This is a genomic window from Sporolactobacillus sp. BBK16-2 (assembly GCF_059878335.1).
Genome location: NZ_CM187611.1, coordinates 3,239,492 through 3,255,966, shown reverse-complemented (window position 1 = coordinate 3,255,966; position 16,475 = coordinate 3,239,492). Strand labels below are relative to the sequence as shown.

Sequence of the window (16,475 nt, the reverse complement as noted above, 5' to 3'; positions counted from 1 at the left end):
ATGAGAATCGAGGGGATGCAAGATGAACGCGCGCAAGGAAGAACGAAAAAAAGTGAAAAAATACTTTCGTCACTTGGCGATTACGCTTCTGTTTCAGGCGGGAACGCTGTGGGGTGTTGTTGGTATTTATCTAATTGCTTTGATTGTACAAACGATGTTTCTTCATCCTCATTTAACGGAACAGCAGCTTGAAGCGCAGGTAGTAACACCTTTGAGTGAGAGCGGATGGCCGATGATTGTGGCAGTTTTGATTGCCTTTATCCCATTATTGATTTATCGGAGCAAGAAATTCTTTACTTATGATCTGAGAACGACGAAGCGAAAGATGACGGTGAAGGTATTTGTTCTTGGGCTGTTCGCAGTGCTTGGGGTGAATACCATGATTACACCGGTGATGTATCCTGTGGAGTGGATGCTCAATCTTTTCGGATACACGGCTGAACCGTCAAGAGAGATCTTGGAAGGTTCCAGGACAACAAGTATGTTCATATATACATGCTTGATCGGGCCGATCTTTGAAGAATTTATCTATAGAGGCGCGGTGATGCGCAGCTTGGAGCGGTTCGGTTCTGTTTTTGCGATTACGATTTCTGCGCTGTTATTCGGTATGATGCACGGGAATATCATCCAGATTCCTATGGCCTTCTCGGTAGGAATCGTCCTTGGCTACTTAGCCAAAACCTATGGTATCTGGTTGACCGTACTGATTCACATTGCTAATAATCTGTTCAGTGAATTGTACAGCGCACTTCCTTCAGCCGTGTGGTCAACTGTTTTTGACTTAATTATGTCTGCTGTTTTAATGAGCACAATCGGTATCTTCCTTTATAAAAATAAGCATCACTTAAAAAAATGGTTAAGCGACATACGTCAAAAGCAACCGGAAAAACGGTTGTGGCTATACTTTTTTACGTCTATTCCAGTGATCCTGCTGCTTCTTACTAATTTTGTGGTGACTATTCTCGGCATTGAAAAACTGTAAATATACACCATCGGAGCTTGATAATACTATTGATCTAGTGTACTATTAAACTAACACAGCGATATAAAAACGGGGGAAAGAGCTATGGCAATTTGGTTTACATTATTTAAAAAGGAATTACGGCTGGGCTGGATGGCATTCATGATTTTTCTAATTCTGCAGCTCTTATTAATGGGACTGGGTATTTTTCTGAATATGCGTTTCGGTGATCATTCGAACGCAGCTCCAATGATTATCGGCATGATGCTGACCATTTGTCTGCTTTTCTATGTTCCGGTCTATCTGCTCTTTAATGCGATACAAGAGCGCAAGACATTTCATCTCTGGATGCAGAATCCGCTGCCCGCATGGTCGATGCTGCTGGCAAAGTTGGCGGGGGCATTGGTCTATTTTATTGTGACCACGGCAGTGGTTGGCGGCTATACATGGGCGAGCATCGCGCTTGCTCAAAGCAAAAATTTGCCGCCGCAGCTTTCTTTATTCCGCGTGGCTGTTCTGGCCGCATTGGTTCTGCTTTGGTGCGGAATCGGAGGCGGTGTGACTTTCCTGTTCCTTTGGACGGCTCGGCGCACGATGCGTTCACGGATTGGGAAGTGGTCATGGCTCGTACTGATTGTTGGGATTGGCATCTATAGTTACGTCGATAACAAACTGACACAATCAGGAATTTTCGATTTTCTCACCAACTGGGGTCATATACCAGACGCTTCTTTAATTCGCTTCGTTTTTCCTCAAAAGGCTGGATTGGACGGCGGAACATCGGGCCTTTTCAGTGACTTTTCACTAGGTTCAGATACCCTTTATTTAGGAAGCATCGTCTTCGATCTGCTGATTACGCTGATTGTTTTTCTCATTACGTCATGGCTTACGGATCACGAGTTGGAAGCATCATAAGTGAACAGGAATATAGAGATCAACTTTAAGGAGGCAAGCGAGCATGGCACAATCATTCAATACATCAGTTCCCATCTACCTGCAATTATGCGAGCGGATTAAAAATAAGATCATCCGTGGAGAAATCGGAATGGGCGAGCGCTTGCCGTCCGTGCGCGATACGGCTATTGATTCTAGTGTGAATCCAAATACGGTGCAGCGAACTTATAGAGAATTAGAAGAAAGCGGAATCGTAGAGAAAAAAAGAGGCCAGGGGACTTTTGTGACCGAGGATCCGGCCATTCTTCAAAAAATGCGTGAGGAATTAAAGATCAGTCATATTAATCTTTTTGTTTCTGAAATGCGTGAAATGGGTTATTCAGACAAGGAAATGCTAGCTGGATTGAAGGATTATTTAGTTACAAAGGAGGAAAAAGAATGATTCAGTTAGAAGGAGTAGTGAAGCGCTATTTAACGAAAAAAGCACTGGACGGCATCAGTCTTCAAATTGAACCCGGACATATTGTCGGTCTGATCGGATCAAATGGGAGCGGTAAGTCGACAACATTGAAACTGATCGCGGGGCTTCTTCAGCCGACGCACGGTACAGTTCTGGTTGACGGTGAAGTCTCAAACCGCAGAATCTGCCGGAAGGTCGCGTATTTGTCCGAGCTTGACGCGTATTACTCTTTTTTTACAGTAGCTCAAACCGTCGACTTCTATGCTCGGACCTTCAGCGATTTTAACCGTGAGAAGGCTGAAGAAATGCTCGATTTTATGAAGCTTGACCGCAATCAAAAGGTCAAGCATCTTTCGAAAGGAAATCGCGGCCGGTTAAAAATTGTTGTGACGCTTGCCCGTGAAGTTCCGTTCATTCTTATGGACGAACCGCTTTCCGGACTGGATCCGATGGTGCGAAGCTCAATCATTAAAGGTTTGATTTCATTTATTGATTTGGAAAAGCAGACCGTAATTTTAACGACACATGAATTGCAGGAAATTGAACCGCTGCTTGACACTGTTGTTCTAATCAAGAACGGAGTGATCCTTGAGCAGAAAAGCGTCGAAGACATTCGTTGTAATGAAAATTTGAGCCTAGTGGATTGGATGGTGGAAAAGTATGAGCAGTAATGCCGAAGTAAACAAACCGGCTGTGCGGCTGGAGCATGTCAGCAAGCGGATCGGCCGGAAGACGATTATTGATGATTTGAGTTTTGATATTTACAGCGGCGAGGTATTTGGATTTCTCGGACCCAATGGAGCAGGGAAAACAACAACCATTCGAATGATTGTTGGCCTGATGCGGATGACCCGAGGCAATATTTACATACAGGGACACAGTATCAAAGGCGATTTTAAAAAAGCAATCCGTCAGGTCGGCGCGATTGTGGAAAATCCGGAGATGTACAAGTTCCTTACGGGTTATCAAAATCTGGTGCATTATGCACGCATGATTCCCGGTATCAGCAAGGATCGGATTATGGAAGTTGTGAAACTGGTCGAACTGCAGGATCGAATTCACGAAAAGGTAAAACGCTATTCACTTGGAATGCGCCAGCGGCTCGGTGTTGCCCAGGCACTGCTGCACCACCCGTCGGTATTAATTTTAGATGAACCGACAAACGGGCTTGATCCTCAAGGAATCCATGATTTGCGCAACTATATGCATAAGCTTTCGCGTGAGGAAAATGTGGCGGTTATCGTATCGAGTCACTTGCTCGCGGAAATGCAGCTGATGTGTGATCGAATCGGTATTCTGCAAAAGGGCAAGCTGATCGGCGTTGAGACAGTCAGTGAATTTATCGAAAAAGGTGCCGCTAAAGTACGGATACAAGTCGATGACAGCAGGCTTGCTGCACAAATTTTAAAGGATAAACTTGCAATCGATGCGGAAGCTCCCGATGAAACAACCATTGAGGTTCCGGTTGACCATGAAAAAATCCCGGTGGTCATTGACACCTTAGTCATCTCGAAAATCAAGATTTACAGTGTTAGAACCGTCGCCAAATCACTGGAAGACAGATTCCTGGAAGTAACAGGGGGGAAGAGCGTTGAGTAACTTTTTTGGATTGCTTCAAAATGAAAATATGAAAATTTACCGCAGAAGTTCTGCAAAAGTCATGATCATCATTATGTTGGGACTGATCCTTGCTGCAGGTTTGATTATCAAATTTTCCGGCGATCAGCCTAAAGATGATCCGCACTGGAAACAAACATTGGTTCAAGAAAATAAAGAACTGAACAAGCAAATGGCATCCGTTAAGGGAAACAAACAGGCGACGGATTACTTCAAGAAGTCGATCGCTATTAATGAATACCGTGTTAATCATAACCTGAAACCGGAGCAAGGCGAAACATTGTGGAAGTTCGTTGAAGATGCCGCAGGGAACCTGATCCTTGTCATTAGCATTTTTACCATTATCGTGGTGTCGACCTCCATTGCCAGTGAATTTGATACCGGAACGATTAAACTGCTTCTAATCCGTCCCATTTACCGTACTCAAATTCTGCTTTCCAAATATATTTCCGCACTGCTATTCACGGTGGTTTGCCTGATCACACTCTTTATTGCCTCATGGCTGCTTGGAGGTATCCTGTTCGGATTTGGCGGGGCGAGCGAAGCTCATCTGGTTTATGACAACGGAACAGTCTACCAGTCCAGTTGGACACTCGCTATTTGGAAGGACTACCTGCTCAATTGCGTATCCCTGTTCATGATGGTCACCTTTGCCGGACTGATTGCTGCCGCATTCAGAAACGGAGGCCTTGCGATCGGTTTGTCGATTTTCACATTGATGGCTTCATCCATTGTTGTTACTTTACTACAAAAATTTGACTGGGTGAAATATGTCTTGTTTGCCAATACGGATTTAACGCAATATACAACCGGAACACCGCTACGTGAGGAAATGACTCTTGGCTTTTCACTTGCAGTCCTAGCTGTATATTATGTGATCTTTGTGCTTATCGGGTGGGCTTTCTACACGCGGCGCGATATTAAAGCATAATTGTAATAAATCACAGGAGGGGGACCGGGCGCTTTTTGCCCGGTTTTTCTTATGGGAAAATTTTCATGAGTGGTGAAATTCTCTCATGCTCCCCCTTTCGTTAATAAAATATTCATAATGAGAATGTAAGCTTTAAGTATGCTAAAGAAAAGGCTTGCGAAAGATTCAAGGAGGAGAACGAATCATGAAGAATATCTTTTCTTTTAAAGTCTATGCTGCCGCATTTCGCGTTAAGCAAATGATTCGGTTTTACAAACACTGTGAAAAGTTAGGTCAAGATGTATACATTTATGGAAAAAACCAAGTCAAGCAAATACACAAGATGTCGGATTGGCTAACAGTTTTGATCGAGAATTTGTCTCTTGGCGAAGAATGTCTGGTTGTTGTGGAAGGCAGCAGAGTCAGTCAATTGAGAAACTCATTTTCAATGGCCTGAACCGTTCGTAAAAAGTAAAAAATAAGCAGCCGGCTCTGATTGGAGCATCGGCTGCTTATTTTTAGATTCAACTGTGAATAACAACTTTTGTATTGTATGGGATATGCTCATAAATCCATTTTGCGTCGGGGACAGTCAGATGAATGCATCCGTGCGAATCTTTCTCGCCCAATCTCTGTGCATCCGCTGTCAGTATACGCTTGTTTTCATCCATCGGCACACTGTGGAACAAGAATTCACCATGGTTTTTCCATGAGACCCAATACTTCGCGCCTTCTTTGTACTTTGGTGAATAGAACCATTTGCCGCGCTCAGCCTGAATGTAGTAAGTGCCCGTCGGAGTCGTCATATCCGGTTCGGTGTCTTTTCCCGTTGAAGCAATCATCGTGTACAAGGTTTGCGAACCTTTCTTTATATACACTCTTTGATTTTTTATCGAAACATCAATCCAAACGGGTTCATTTTGTGTCAGAACGGGATAACTTCCGCCTGAGGGCTTGTCCCAATTGACTGGGATCGCTTCTTGCTTGGATGTTTGGCCATTTTCTTGCTCTGAACGGCCGACATTAACTTTATCTGTATGACCCGAAGCACTGTTTGCCTGAAAAGAGGGCATATAGGAAGTTAACGTCAAGGACAGAAACAGAGCAGCAATGATGCCACATCCCTTAATCAACACGTTCATCGTTACCCTCTTTCTTCTTCAATCATGTTGTTCTGCCAGTAATATTTTTCGAAGGGTGTTGCCCTAGGTGGGGCAATTCATTCAATTTGCACCAAGGATTTTTTCGTTTCTGCGAATCATGCGATCATAGTATTGCCCAAAATAGCGAATTTCTTCATCTGAAAGTGAAGCAGATGAGCGAATCGGCGCAATCGATTGCAAGGTTCGGAGGCAGGCACCTGCAATCTCCGGTGTGGTGCATGACTTCCCTGTTATTTCTTCAAGGGAGGCCATCACGTCCGGATCGATGTCCGGATAAGCAAAACGTGTTGTTGCCTTTTTCAATCCATGCAGGTAAAAGTCGCGAATGATGCGTGCACGAGCAGATCCGCTGCCGGAGACGCAGAGATAGATTTGCACAGCGACGCCTTGTTTGACACGACGCTGCGAAATGCCTGCAAATTTTTTGCCGCGAACGCTGAGATCATATCTTCCGGGGCAATAGGATCGGGTGATCTCACCGCTTTCGAAAGAAATGCCGAGTGGCGACAACATTTTTCGGATGAAATCAACCATCGCTTGAAATGCGTCATCTATAGAAAGTGAGTGTTCCTTTTCAGAAAAGATCAGAGAAAGATTAAGGACTCCTTCATCAAGAACGACAGCGAGACCGCCGGAATTACGCACGATATAGGTAAATCCATAATCGCGCAGAACTGTCAATCCGTCCTGGATGTGCGGGAGTTTCGTGTCCTGAATGCCAAGCATCACCGTTTGATGATGTACCCACAGTCTGGCGGTACACGGTGACTCGCCTGAACCCACTGCTTCGCAGATTGCATCATCAATAGCGAATGACTGCCTGCCGTCGAATCCGCTGCCAAGCGTTGATTGATCAATCACACGCCAAAGTGGCTGGTCAAGTAGCGACACAAGGAAAACCTCCTTCGAAACTGCAATATCTACGTCTATTATAGCAGGCATTGAGGAAACTGCTGATTAAGAAATGCTGTGCGAGTTGCATGTGCATTGACTTTAATCAGGTTTCCGGATAAGGTTCATGAAAACTTTAATTAACGATGATAAAAATAGTGTTTCCATGTATCTGGTGGCACCTTTCTTGTTTCAATTGACAAGGTATAATTAAAAAATAGCGGACGGTGAAAAGGATGGATGAAATGGATCTTGTAACACGTACGGCAAATTATATACAAGAAAAATTGTCTGGTGAGGGCAGCGGTCATGACTGGTGGCATATACATCGCGTTTACGAGACGAGTATACAAATTATGGAAAGTGAAGCTGTGAAGAACATTAGAGCGGATGTCGTCGCACTTGCTGCTTTACTTCATGATATTGCGGATTGGAAGTTCAATGGCGGTGATGATGGGGCGGGACCGCTCGCAGCAGCAGAGTGGCTTCATTCACAAAATGCTGACGCCTCCGTCATTGAAGCAGTATGCACCATCATTCGTGAGCTTTCATTCAAGGGTGCCGGTGTGCGGACGCCGATGTCGAGCATGGAGGGTAAAATTGTACAAGATGCTGATCGGCTTGATGCGATTGGAGCAGTCGGCATCGCTCGTGCCTTTGCCTATGGCGGTTATAAAAAGAGAGAAATGTTCAATCCGACTATTCTGCCGGTCTTGCACCAAACGGCGGAACACTATAAGGCGCAGCAGTCGACAACGGTTAATCACTTTTATGAAAAACTGCTGCTCCTGCGGGATCGTATGAACACAGAAACCGGGAAAAAACTTGCAGAGCAGCGCCATCTTTTTATGATCCAATTTCTGAATCGTTTTTTTGAAGAGTCTCATGAAACAAATGCAAAGCACGCGCAAATACTTCACACAATGCTTGATAATGGAGGAAGAGCAGATGAATGAGGAGCAGATTCGGATTTTCGATGAACAGGGAACACCGATTGGAATAAAATCGCGTGATGAAGCCCATAGAAAAGGTTATTGGCATGAGACCTTTCATTGCTGGTTTGTGGAAAAAAGTGACTCGGGCAGCATGATTTACTTGCAGCAGCGTTGCCATGAGAAAAAGGATTTTCCCGACTTATACGACATCACAGCAGCCGGGCATATCAAGGCGGATGAAACAGTTTCGGATGCCATTCGCGAGATTCATGAAGAACTCGGTGTGCCGGTTCAAATGGAAGCACTGATGCCGCTCGGCGTGATTCGAGATGAAATTGTGCGAGGTGATTTTATTGATCGCGAACGGTGTCATGTCTTTCTATGTGCCAATTACTATAAAATGAGTGCATTCAAGCTTCAAAAGGAAGAGGTTGCCGGAATGTATAAAGCCGCTTATCCGGATTTTGCAGCATTTGTCCAAGGCACAATACAAGAATTGAATCTAGCAGGTTTTGACGAGTCGAATGGAGCACGCATTTGGCGGGAACAAATCATAGATCGGGAGCAGTGCGTGCCTCACAGTTCAAACTATTACAATAGCTTGATAAATAAGCTGAGTCAGCTTCCGCTTTTTCAGTGAAACGAGTCCGAAACTCGCAAAAAAGATACTTTATCTTCTTGTCAATCCGGCAAAGCAAATCTATAATCAAGAAGTTGCAAACTTGGCAGAGTTCGAAACCCTCCTCTGCCGTACCAAAAAAACTACGGGAGTGATCAAAATGAATCAACAGCAATTGAAAGTGAACATTCCTTTCAAACTCGTTTTCTTATCAATGGTCTTTATGACCTGCCTCATTGCCGCAAATTTAGTTGCGTCAAAGCTTTTCTCCATCGGCGGTTACTCCATGACGTCGGGCATCATCATTTATCCACTCACTTTTCTTGTACTGGACAGTATTACCGAATGCTGGGGCAAACCGGTCGCCCAGAAGATCGTATGGATCGGTTTGCTCGCAAATGTTCTGTTTACCCTGCTTCTTCAGGCAGCGATTCATTTACCTGCGGCGCCTTTTTGGAAGGGGCAGGAGGCTTTTGCCGGAACACTCGGCGCGATGCCGCGTATCGTTGCCGCCTCTCTTTGCGGGTACAGCCTATCCCAAACACTTGATATCGCTTTATTCGTCGGACTAAAGAAACGGACGAAGGGAAAGATGCTCTGGCTGCGCAGTCTGGCAAGTACAGCAATCAGCCAGCTTGCTGATTCGACAGTATTCATGTTTGTCGGATTTGCAGGCATTCTGCCGGTAAGTGCCATCTTGACAACAATTGGCACTGAATATGTACTTAAATTTTCCTATGCGGTCATCGGAGTGCCGGTGATCTATTTGATCGTGCACTGGATTCGCATGCAGAAGAACGTTCGAGTGAACACAATACTAAATCAGGACTAAGAGGTGTTTGTGATGAGCGATCGAAAAAATGAAGGATTAACCCTGCTTGGGAATAAAGGGACTACCTACACGTTTGATTATGATCCGAACCTGCTGGAGACGTTTCAAAATCAGCACCCGGAGCGTGACTATTTTGTTAAATTTAACTTTCCGGAGTTTACGAGTCTTTGCCCAATCACCCATCAACCGGATTTCGCAACACTGCATATCAGTTATGTCCCTGCGGAACGCATGGTTGAGAGCAAATCGCTTAAACTCTATTTATTCAGCTTTCGTAATCATGGCGATTTTCACGAGGATTGTGTCAATAACATAGCAGATGATCTGATTCAGCTTATGGATCCGAAGTACTTAGAGGTCTGGGGAAAATTTCTGCCTCGCGGTGGCATCAGCATTGATCCGTACGTTAATTACGGTAAAAAAGGCACACGCTGGGAGCAGGTCGCTTTTGACAGACTGAGCAAGCATGATCTGTATCCGGAACACATTGATAATCGCTAAGGACAGCTTAATATGAAGGAGCAATCAGTTGTGAAAAAAGCAGTTATTGTACTCAGTGGCGGGCTCGACAGCACAACCTGTATGAGCATTGCCAAAAGCGAGGGCTATGTTCTCTGCCCGATCACATTCCGCTATGGTCAGCGCCATCAGCGCGAAGTTGAGCAGGCGAAGAAAATTGCTGCGTTCTACGAGGTTGGGGAACATCGTATTGTCGATCTCGACTTTTTCAAACAGCTTGGCGGTAGTGCTTTGACCGATGTCTCGATTGATGTTCCTGAAGAAGGAACGGAGAAGGGGATACCGGTGACCTATGTCCCTGCACGAAATATGATTTTCTTATCACTTGCGACGGCTTATGCCGAGGTCATCGGTGCGGAAACAATTTTCACCGGTGTCTCCTCGGTTGACTACAGCGGATATCCGGATTGCCGGCCTGAATTTATTCAAAGTATGAATCAGACGATTAATCTGGCGACAAAAACAGGTGTCAGTGCGCATCATTTGACGATCAAAACACCATTGATGCACCTGACAAAAGCAGAAACCGTCCGTTTAGGAATGGATCTCGGTGCACCGTACCAACTGACGACCTCCTGCTACAATGGCGGGGAGGAAGCATGCGGGACATGTGACAGCTGCCGGTTGCGGATCAAAGGTTTTAAAGAAGCAGGATTGATTGATCCGATTCCTTATCAAATTGCAATTGACTGGACGAAATAACATAGAAATGGTGGGGAGCAGAAGCAGATTCTGCTCTTTTTTTACAAGGTAAAGTTTAGCGCTTTGTCCTGTTCGCACGATGATAGGGTCATAAGAAGCTGCTTTCCAATCCGGACTTATCGGTTTGGGCGATCAGGTTAAGCGTCAAATCCGATAAATAGACGGAAAAATTACCCTTATTTAGAAAACGAACGGAAAAAGACCTTAAATAGATGGAGAAATTCCTCTTATCGAATCGAAAAACGTGAAAATGGAGGGTTTTGCTTTGCATAAGCGGAAAAATTACCCTTATTTTCCGGCGGAACACGCACGATGATGCAAATAACCGGAATATCTCCGCTTATTTCCTCGTTACTTAATTAAGGAACAGAATGCTTAATGAAACAGAGGTGATGATGCAGGAACTTTCGCTACATACATAGGTCCTGTATGCAACGCGAAAGCCACCGCATCCTGCGGAAGTAAGAACTAGGCGCTTTTTTCCCTGTTTTCCTTATAGATAATCGCGACCATGCCGCAATGATTTGCCCGGTCACAAAATTCGATTCTTAAATGTGCTGCCGGTCACAACTATTTATTCGTAAATGAATTAAAATGTAAGGCAAACATTTGTCCGCACAATGCGGTTGGATGCGACAGCTGCATGGATGTAATCATTGACATAATGATGGAATTATTGAAAATGTGTTGTATCTTTAGTGCAGAAAATTGAGTATAGAGGGGGGCTCGCGCGTATGATTCGGCGACTCACAGAGAAAGACAGAGAGCTAGTTATAACATTCGCTGGTAATCGGCCGGCAGAAAACTTATTTATACTTGGAGATATTGAAGCCTTCGGTATGGAAGGCGATGCAATCACTTTGTGGGGCGATTTTAATGAACAGGGGGAACTGATTAGCATTTTGCTGCGTTATCTAGGTAATTTTATCCCCTATGCGCGTGATCCTGAACTTTTGGATGGCCGAGAGTGGGCAAAAGTGATCGTGGAGAGCGGCCAATTGAAGAACTTTTCCGGACTGCAGAATTTAGTTGAAAAAATCATGCCGCATATTGACGTGCCGATTTTAAAAAAACAGTTATGCCATTATGCGAAACGGGATACCCGGCTTCCAATTGATAAGACGCTCATACGCAAAGATGTGAAGATGCTTTTCCCTGAAGAAGCTGAGAAAGTCGTTGCGCTTCGAAATTCAATATTTACAAACTATTCCGAGACGCCATCAACATTGCAGAAGAATATGGACAAGGGTATTTCACGAACTTATTATATTGAAAGAAATAATGAGCCGGTCAGCAGTGTTTCAACAGTGGCCGAGACAGCGGGTGCGGCGATGATCGTTGGCGTCTGCACGAAAAAGGAGTATGAACATCAAGGCTTTGCAACAAGCTGTCTGATTAAAACGATCAGCGCACTTACTGCAGAACATAAACAGCCCTGCCTGTTTTACGATAATCCGGCGGCAGGACGAATTTATGAAAGGCTTGGTTTTATACCAATTGAAAAATGGATGATGATCAAGTATTGATCTATGTGCACTGTTAAAGCTGTTCGGCAAACTGCCGACAGCCTTTTTAATTTCAGTCAAAATTAAATGATTCACTAATAAAAATATGTTCATAGTGTTGTAATTGATAATGAATATCGTTATCATAAAAAAAGTACATGAGCATTTGTTAAGTGAAAGGATTATTTACATAGAAGAAGCAGTAAACAGCAACATTGATCCGCTAAGGAAGAACATGCCCGCTGTTAAAAATCACCATGCCTACGAATGAATACGAAGCAAACAAAAGCTGACGCTATTCAGGTCCGGCAATAAACACGCAGATTAATTTAAATTAACGCCAGTGGAGGGAGCGAGACTTGATGGGGCTGCTGAGAACGGAAAAATTGGATATTGCTTACGGGGAGAAGAAGATTGTTGATCAGATGAATCTTGACATTCCATTTGGCAAAATCACGGCGCTGGTTGGTGCGAACGGTTCGGGAAAATCAACAATTCTTCGCACAATGGCACGATTAATGCGTCCGTCAGGCGGCAGCGTTTTCTTAGATGGAAAAAATATTCACAAACAGCCGACCAAGCAAGTTGCCAAACAACTGGCAATCCTGCCGCAACATCCGCTGACGCCTGAGGGTGTAACGGTTAGCGAATTAGTAGCTTACGGACGCTACCCCCATCAGCAGGGAATGCGACGAATCGATGATACGGATCGTCAGGTGATCGACTGGGCGGTTGAGGCCACAGGACTTTCTGAACTCGCGGACCAGGAGGTCGATAACCTGTCAGGCGGTCAAAGGCAGCGCGCATGGATCGCCATGGCTCTGGCACAGGAAACCAGCTGGCTTTTCCTGGATGAGCCGACGACTTTTCTCGATATGACCTATCAGCTTGATGTTTTAAAACTGATTTCAAAGCTTAATCGTGAGGAAGGCCGGTCGGTAGTCATGGTCGTTCACGATTTAAATCATGCGGCGCGCTTTGCAGATTACATGATTGCCATTAAATCCGGAACTGTCGTCTGTGAAGGTGAGCCGCGAACAATAATAACCGAGTCTATGCTTGAACATGTCTTTGGCGTCAAAGCAGACATTATTATTGATCAGAGAACCAATCTGCCACTTTGCATTCCCTATGATACTGTTCATAATCATTCAAATAAAGGAGTTTATCAATGATCGATTTATATGATGTAACCATTATCGGTGGGGGACCGGCCGGTCTTTATACCGCCTTCTACAGCGGCATGCGGTCACTCAAGACAAAACTTATTGAAGCTAGGAATGACTTGGGCGGCGTGGTCACACATTTTTATCCTGAAAAGACGATCTATGATCTCGGCGGCATTCCCGGAATTAAAGGAGAAGCATTGGTGAGTCAGCTGCAAACACAGGCCGAAACATTCCAACCGAGAATCGTCAAAAATCAGACCATTGCACGAATGGAGAAACAAACGGACGGAACGTTTAAGCTGACCAGTACAAACGGCGATCTTCATTATACACGCAGGATCATTCTGGCAGTCGGAAGCGGGACATTTGAAGTGAATAAACTTCAATTAGAGGAAGCTGCTGATTACGAAGAAACCAGTCTGTTTTATGCAGTACGTCATCCACAGCAATTTACCGGGGAAAATGTTGTCATCTCAGGCGGAGGCAACGGGGCACTTGACTGGGCGGCAGAGCTCGCACCGATATGTAAACAGGTCACTGTTGTGTACCGAGGCGAAAAGTTCACACATGCACTTGAGCACAATATTGAACGAATGAATCAATACGCGGTTCAAGTGAACTTTGCCTGTGAAGTAACAGGACTTTCCGGTGAAAACGGCCAATTACGAAGAATAACAGTGCGTGATGCGGCAGATCAAACGCAACAAATCGAAGCAGATGCGTTGATTGTGAACCACGGTTTTCAATTCGGTCTTGGAGAGCTTGAACAATGGGGCATGGCTATTGAAAATAACGGAATTCTGGTTGATCAGCGAATGGAAACCTCGATTAAAGGCATTTTTGCGATCGGCAATGCCGCTTTATATCCGCAGAAGCTATACTTAATAGCAGCCGGATTTGTGGAAGGTCCGACAGCAGTCAACAGTGTGAAGCATGACCTGGATCCTGACGCGCCTTCGCAGGCGATGGTCAGCACCCACCATCATTTTTTCACTGAAAAGGCATAAATCAATCACATGGTTAGTTCAGATCATCGGGAGACCGGTGATTTTTTTAATTGGTACTTGTGGACTGTTTTTCTCGGAAACTGCTTGTTCAAGAATCTGTTGAAAATGATAATAAAAAAATAATTTTCATGAAAATTAATTTGACACGAAAGCGTTTTTATTTTACACTGAACTCGCTCAATTAATCACCTGAACAGCCATTTGGGCACATTTATTGATTCATGAACTTCTATTTAAAACAAAGATGATATGAGCGGATCTTTTTTTATCACTCATTAATGAAAACGGTTAATAGGGGGCCTCTTAAATGGGTAAGAAGGATTACAGCCAATTAGCGATGGATATTGTCGCTAATGTCGGGGGCAAGGAGAACGTTAAGTCCTTGATCCATTGTGCGACACGGCTGCGTTTTAGGCTTAACGATCAAAGCAAGGCCAATAAGGAAATCCTTGAAGATCTGCCCAATGTACTCACAGCAGTCAGTGCCGGCGGCCAGTATCAGGTTGTTATTGGCGACGAAGTAGTGCCTGTCTATGAAGCGATCATGGAAAAATACGGTTTTAGTGCGGTGGACAGTAAATCTTCCGCGGATCAATCCGACGACGAAGAGCCTGCTCAATCGGAAAACTGGTTTGAGCGTTTTGTTGCTGTTATTTCCGGTATTTTTACACCATTTATTTCCGTTCTCGCAGGTGTCGGCGTATTGAAGGGTGTCGCGATTCTCATTGCGACATTTCATTGGCTTCCGGCAAACTCACCGATTTTTCTTATCATCAACACATTAGCAAGCGGCGTGTTCACCTTGCTGCCGATTTTTATTGCGATCACTGCTGCAGATAAGTTCAACACAAATAGATATATTGCCGTTGCTCTTGCGGCCGCGATGATTTATCCGCTTACGGACAGTCAAATTCCTAAGGTGGCTCATCTATGGGACTACGCGGTTAACTTTAAGACTTATGGCGGAGCAGTTATTCCGACGATTCTTGCCATTTGGCTGGAAAGTCATGTTGAGCGCTGGTTTAAAAAACATTTGCCTGCAGTGATGCAGCTCGTCTTCGTTCCTTTTCTCACGTTGATTGTTGCCGGCCTGCTGACATTCTTAGTGATCGGCCCGCTCGGGACAGCTCTTGGAACGGGTTTAGCATACGGCTATAAATTTCTATATGAATTAAGCCCGCTGATTGCAGGAGGCATTTTAGGCGCAACCTTCCAAATCTTTGTTATTTTCGGCTTGCACTGGGGCATTTTGCCGATATCGATGATCAATGTTCAAACGTATGGTTACGATACGCTGCTTGCAGTTATGCTGGTTGCCGTCGCCGGACAGTTCGGTGCGGTTGCCGGATCGATCTTTAAGGCGAAAAAAATGAAGAACAGAGAAATTGCCATTTCGGCCGCAATCAGCGGATTTTTCGGAATTACTGAACCGGCCATCTACGGCATTAACTTAAAATATAAAAAAGGCTTTATTTTCGGGCTTGTCGGCGGTGCGCTTGGCGGTGCCGTAGTCAGTGCGGCCGGTGTGAAATGTTTTAGCTATACACCGATTATGAACATTTTTGAGATGCCGCTTTTCATTGGTAAAAATTCGAGTATTGTTTGGGCAAGCATCGGCTTTGTTGTTGCTCTGCTCAGTTCATTTCTGCTTGTCCTCATCTTTGGATTTAACGAGAACAACACGGAGAAATTATTTGCGAAGGTGACTTCCGGAAAGAAGAGTCTTACTGAGAAAAAAACGGCTAAACTCGGATTGGACGATCAGGATGAGGCGGCTGCTGCCGTTGAATCAGCAGGTCCAGAGATCGATACATCAAAATTAACCTTAGTTGATACGGTCTTCAGTCCAATTGTGGGTCAACCGGTACCGATTGCGAAGGTCAATGATCCGGTTTTCAGTTCCGGAGCGATGGGTGCGGGAATCGGAGTGATTCCGGCAAACGGCACATGCGTATCTCCGGTCGACGGTGAAGTGACCGTGGCGTTTCCAACAGGGCACGCTTACGGAATTAAAGCCGAATCTGGTGCAGAGCTTCTGATCCACATTGGCATTAATACGGTTGAACTCAAAGGTGAACATTTTGCTCCAAAGGTTGAAGCTGGGGCAAAGGTAAAAAAAGGCGATGTTCTGGTAGTCTTTGATCCGGACAAAATTAAAGAAGCCGGTTATGATACGACGACCATGATCTTGGTTACCAATACAAATGAGTATGAAGCTGTTGTCCCTGAAACGAGAAAACCAGCGTCTTCAGAAGAAGCGCTGATTCGGATCTATAAATAAGTAATAAAAG

At 44.7% G+C, this 16,475-nt stretch carries 18 protein-coding genes; 16 read left to right on the top strand and 2 right to left on the bottom strand.

Annotated elements, in window-relative coordinates:
* Positions 1 to 22 precede the first annotated feature (22 nt).
* From AC6F33_RS16195 to AC6F33_RS16165, 7 genes are all read left to right on the top strand, one after another.
* Positions 23 to 982 (top strand): CPBP family intramembrane glutamic endopeptidase, encoded by a 960-nt coding sequence (locus tag AC6F33_RS16195; protein WP_255747720.1) that lies wholly within the window; start codon positions 23 to 25, stop codon positions 980 to 982.
* Positions 983 to 1,066: 84 nt separating this feature from the next.
* Positions 1,067 to 1,876 (top strand): hypothetical protein, encoded by an 810-nt coding sequence (locus AC6F33_RS16190; RefSeq protein ID WP_255747718.1) that lies wholly within the window; start codon positions 1,067 to 1,069, stop codon positions 1,874 to 1,876.
* Between the two features lie 43 nt (positions 1,877 to 1,919).
* The gene (locus tag AC6F33_RS16185) at positions 1,920 to 2,297 is read left to right on the top strand and encodes a GntR family transcriptional regulator (RefSeq protein WP_255747717.1); all 378 of its coding nucleotides are present in this window, start codon (positions 1,920 to 1,922) and stop codon (positions 2,295 to 2,297) included.
* On the top strand, positions 2,294 to 2,986 hold the full coding sequence (locus tag AC6F33_RS16180; RefSeq protein ID WP_255747716.1) for an ABC transporter ATP-binding protein: 693 nt from the start codon (positions 2,294 to 2,296) through the stop codon (positions 2,984 to 2,986). The genes AC6F33_RS16185 and AC6F33_RS16180 overlap by 4 nt, the downstream gene beginning before the upstream one ends.
* Positions 2,976 to 3,914, top strand: a complete 939-nt coding sequence (locus tag AC6F33_RS16175) for an ABC transporter ATP-binding protein (RefSeq protein WP_255747715.1) — start codon at positions 2,976 to 2,978, stop codon at positions 3,912 to 3,914. The genes AC6F33_RS16180 and AC6F33_RS16175 overlap by 11 nt, the downstream gene beginning before the upstream one ends.
* The gene (locus AC6F33_RS16170; protein WP_500777437.1) at positions 3,907 to 4,863 is read left to right on the top strand and encodes an ABC transporter permease; all 957 of its coding nucleotides are present in this window, start codon (positions 3,907 to 3,909) and stop codon (positions 4,861 to 4,863) included. Before AC6F33_RS16175 ends, AC6F33_RS16170 begins: the two co-directional genes overlap by 8 nt.
* A gap of 184 nt (positions 4,864 to 5,047) precedes the next feature.
* On the top strand, positions 5,048 to 5,299 hold the full coding sequence (locus AC6F33_RS16165) for a hypothetical protein (protein ID WP_255748742.1): 252 nt from the start codon (positions 5,048 to 5,050) through the stop codon (positions 5,297 to 5,299).
* Positions 5,300 to 5,366: 67 nt separating this feature from the next.
* On the opposite strand, the gene AC6F33_RS16160 is transcribed toward AC6F33_RS16165, so the two are convergent.
* Positions 5,367 to 5,945 (bottom strand): L,D-transpeptidase, encoded by a 579-nt coding sequence (locus AC6F33_RS16160; RefSeq protein WP_370646103.1) that lies wholly within the window; start codon positions 5,943 to 5,945, stop codon positions 5,367 to 5,369.
* Between the two features lie 120 nt (positions 5,946 to 6,065).
* Entirely contained in the window at positions 6,066 to 6,896 is an 831-nt protein-coding gene (locus tag AC6F33_RS16155) for a lipoate--protein ligase family protein (RefSeq protein ID WP_500777436.1), read from the bottom strand.
* Positions 6,897 to 7,141: 245 nt separating this feature from the next.
* Between AC6F33_RS16155 and AC6F33_RS16150 the strand changes: the two genes are divergently transcribed.
* From AC6F33_RS16150 to AC6F33_RS16110, 9 genes are all read left to right on the top strand, one after another.
* Positions 7,142 to 7,852 carry an HD domain-containing protein gene (locus AC6F33_RS16150; RefSeq protein WP_500777435.1) on the top strand — a complete coding sequence of 237 codons (711 nt, stop codon included), beginning with the start codon at positions 7,142 to 7,144 and terminating at the stop codon, positions 7,850 to 7,852.
* Positions 7,845 to 8,471 (top strand): NUDIX hydrolase, encoded by a 627-nt coding sequence (locus AC6F33_RS16145; protein ID WP_255748746.1) that lies wholly within the window; start codon positions 7,845 to 7,847, stop codon positions 8,469 to 8,471. The genes AC6F33_RS16150 and AC6F33_RS16145 overlap by 8 nt, the downstream gene beginning before the upstream one ends.
* A 139-nt stretch (positions 8,472 to 8,610) precedes the next feature.
* Complete coding sequence (locus tag AC6F33_RS16140) at positions 8,611 to 9,282, top strand: queuosine precursor transporter (protein WP_255748747.1); 672 nt, start codon at positions 8,611 to 8,613, stop codon at positions 9,280 to 9,282.
* Positions 9,283 to 9,294: 12 nt separating this feature from the next.
* On the top strand, positions 9,295 to 9,783 hold the full coding sequence (gene queF, locus AC6F33_RS16135) for a preQ(1) synthase (RefSeq protein ID WP_255748748.1): 489 nt from the start codon (positions 9,295 to 9,297) through the stop codon (positions 9,781 to 9,783).
* Positions 9,784 to 9,813: 30 nt separating this feature from the next.
* Complete coding sequence (gene queC / locus AC6F33_RS16130) at positions 9,814 to 10,503, top strand: 7-cyano-7-deazaguanine synthase QueC (RefSeq protein ID WP_255748750.1); 690 nt, start codon at positions 9,814 to 9,816, stop codon at positions 10,501 to 10,503.
* Positions 10,504 to 11,237: 734 nt separating this feature from the next.
* Positions 11,238 to 12,029, top strand: a complete 792-nt coding sequence (locus AC6F33_RS16125; RefSeq protein ID WP_500777434.1) for a GNAT family N-acetyltransferase — start codon at positions 11,238 to 11,240, stop codon at positions 12,027 to 12,029.
* Between the two features lie 341 nt (positions 12,030 to 12,370).
* Positions 12,371 to 13,183, top strand: coding sequence for an ABC transporter ATP-binding protein (locus AC6F33_RS16120; protein ID WP_255748753.1), 813 nt, complete (start codon positions 12,371 to 12,373; stop codon positions 13,181 to 13,183).
* Entirely contained in the window at positions 13,180 to 14,184 is a 1,005-nt protein-coding gene (locus tag AC6F33_RS16115; protein WP_500777433.1) for an NAD(P)/FAD-dependent oxidoreductase, read from the top strand. The genes AC6F33_RS16120 and AC6F33_RS16115 overlap by 4 nt, the downstream gene beginning before the upstream one ends.
* Before the next feature lie 307 nt (positions 14,185 to 14,491).
* Positions 14,492 to 16,465 carry a beta-glucoside-specific PTS transporter subunit IIABC gene (locus AC6F33_RS16110; protein WP_500777432.1) on the top strand — a complete coding sequence of 658 codons (1,974 nt, stop codon included), beginning with the start codon at positions 14,492 to 14,494 and terminating at the stop codon, positions 16,463 to 16,465.
* Positions 16,466 to 16,475 lie beyond the last annotated feature (10 nt).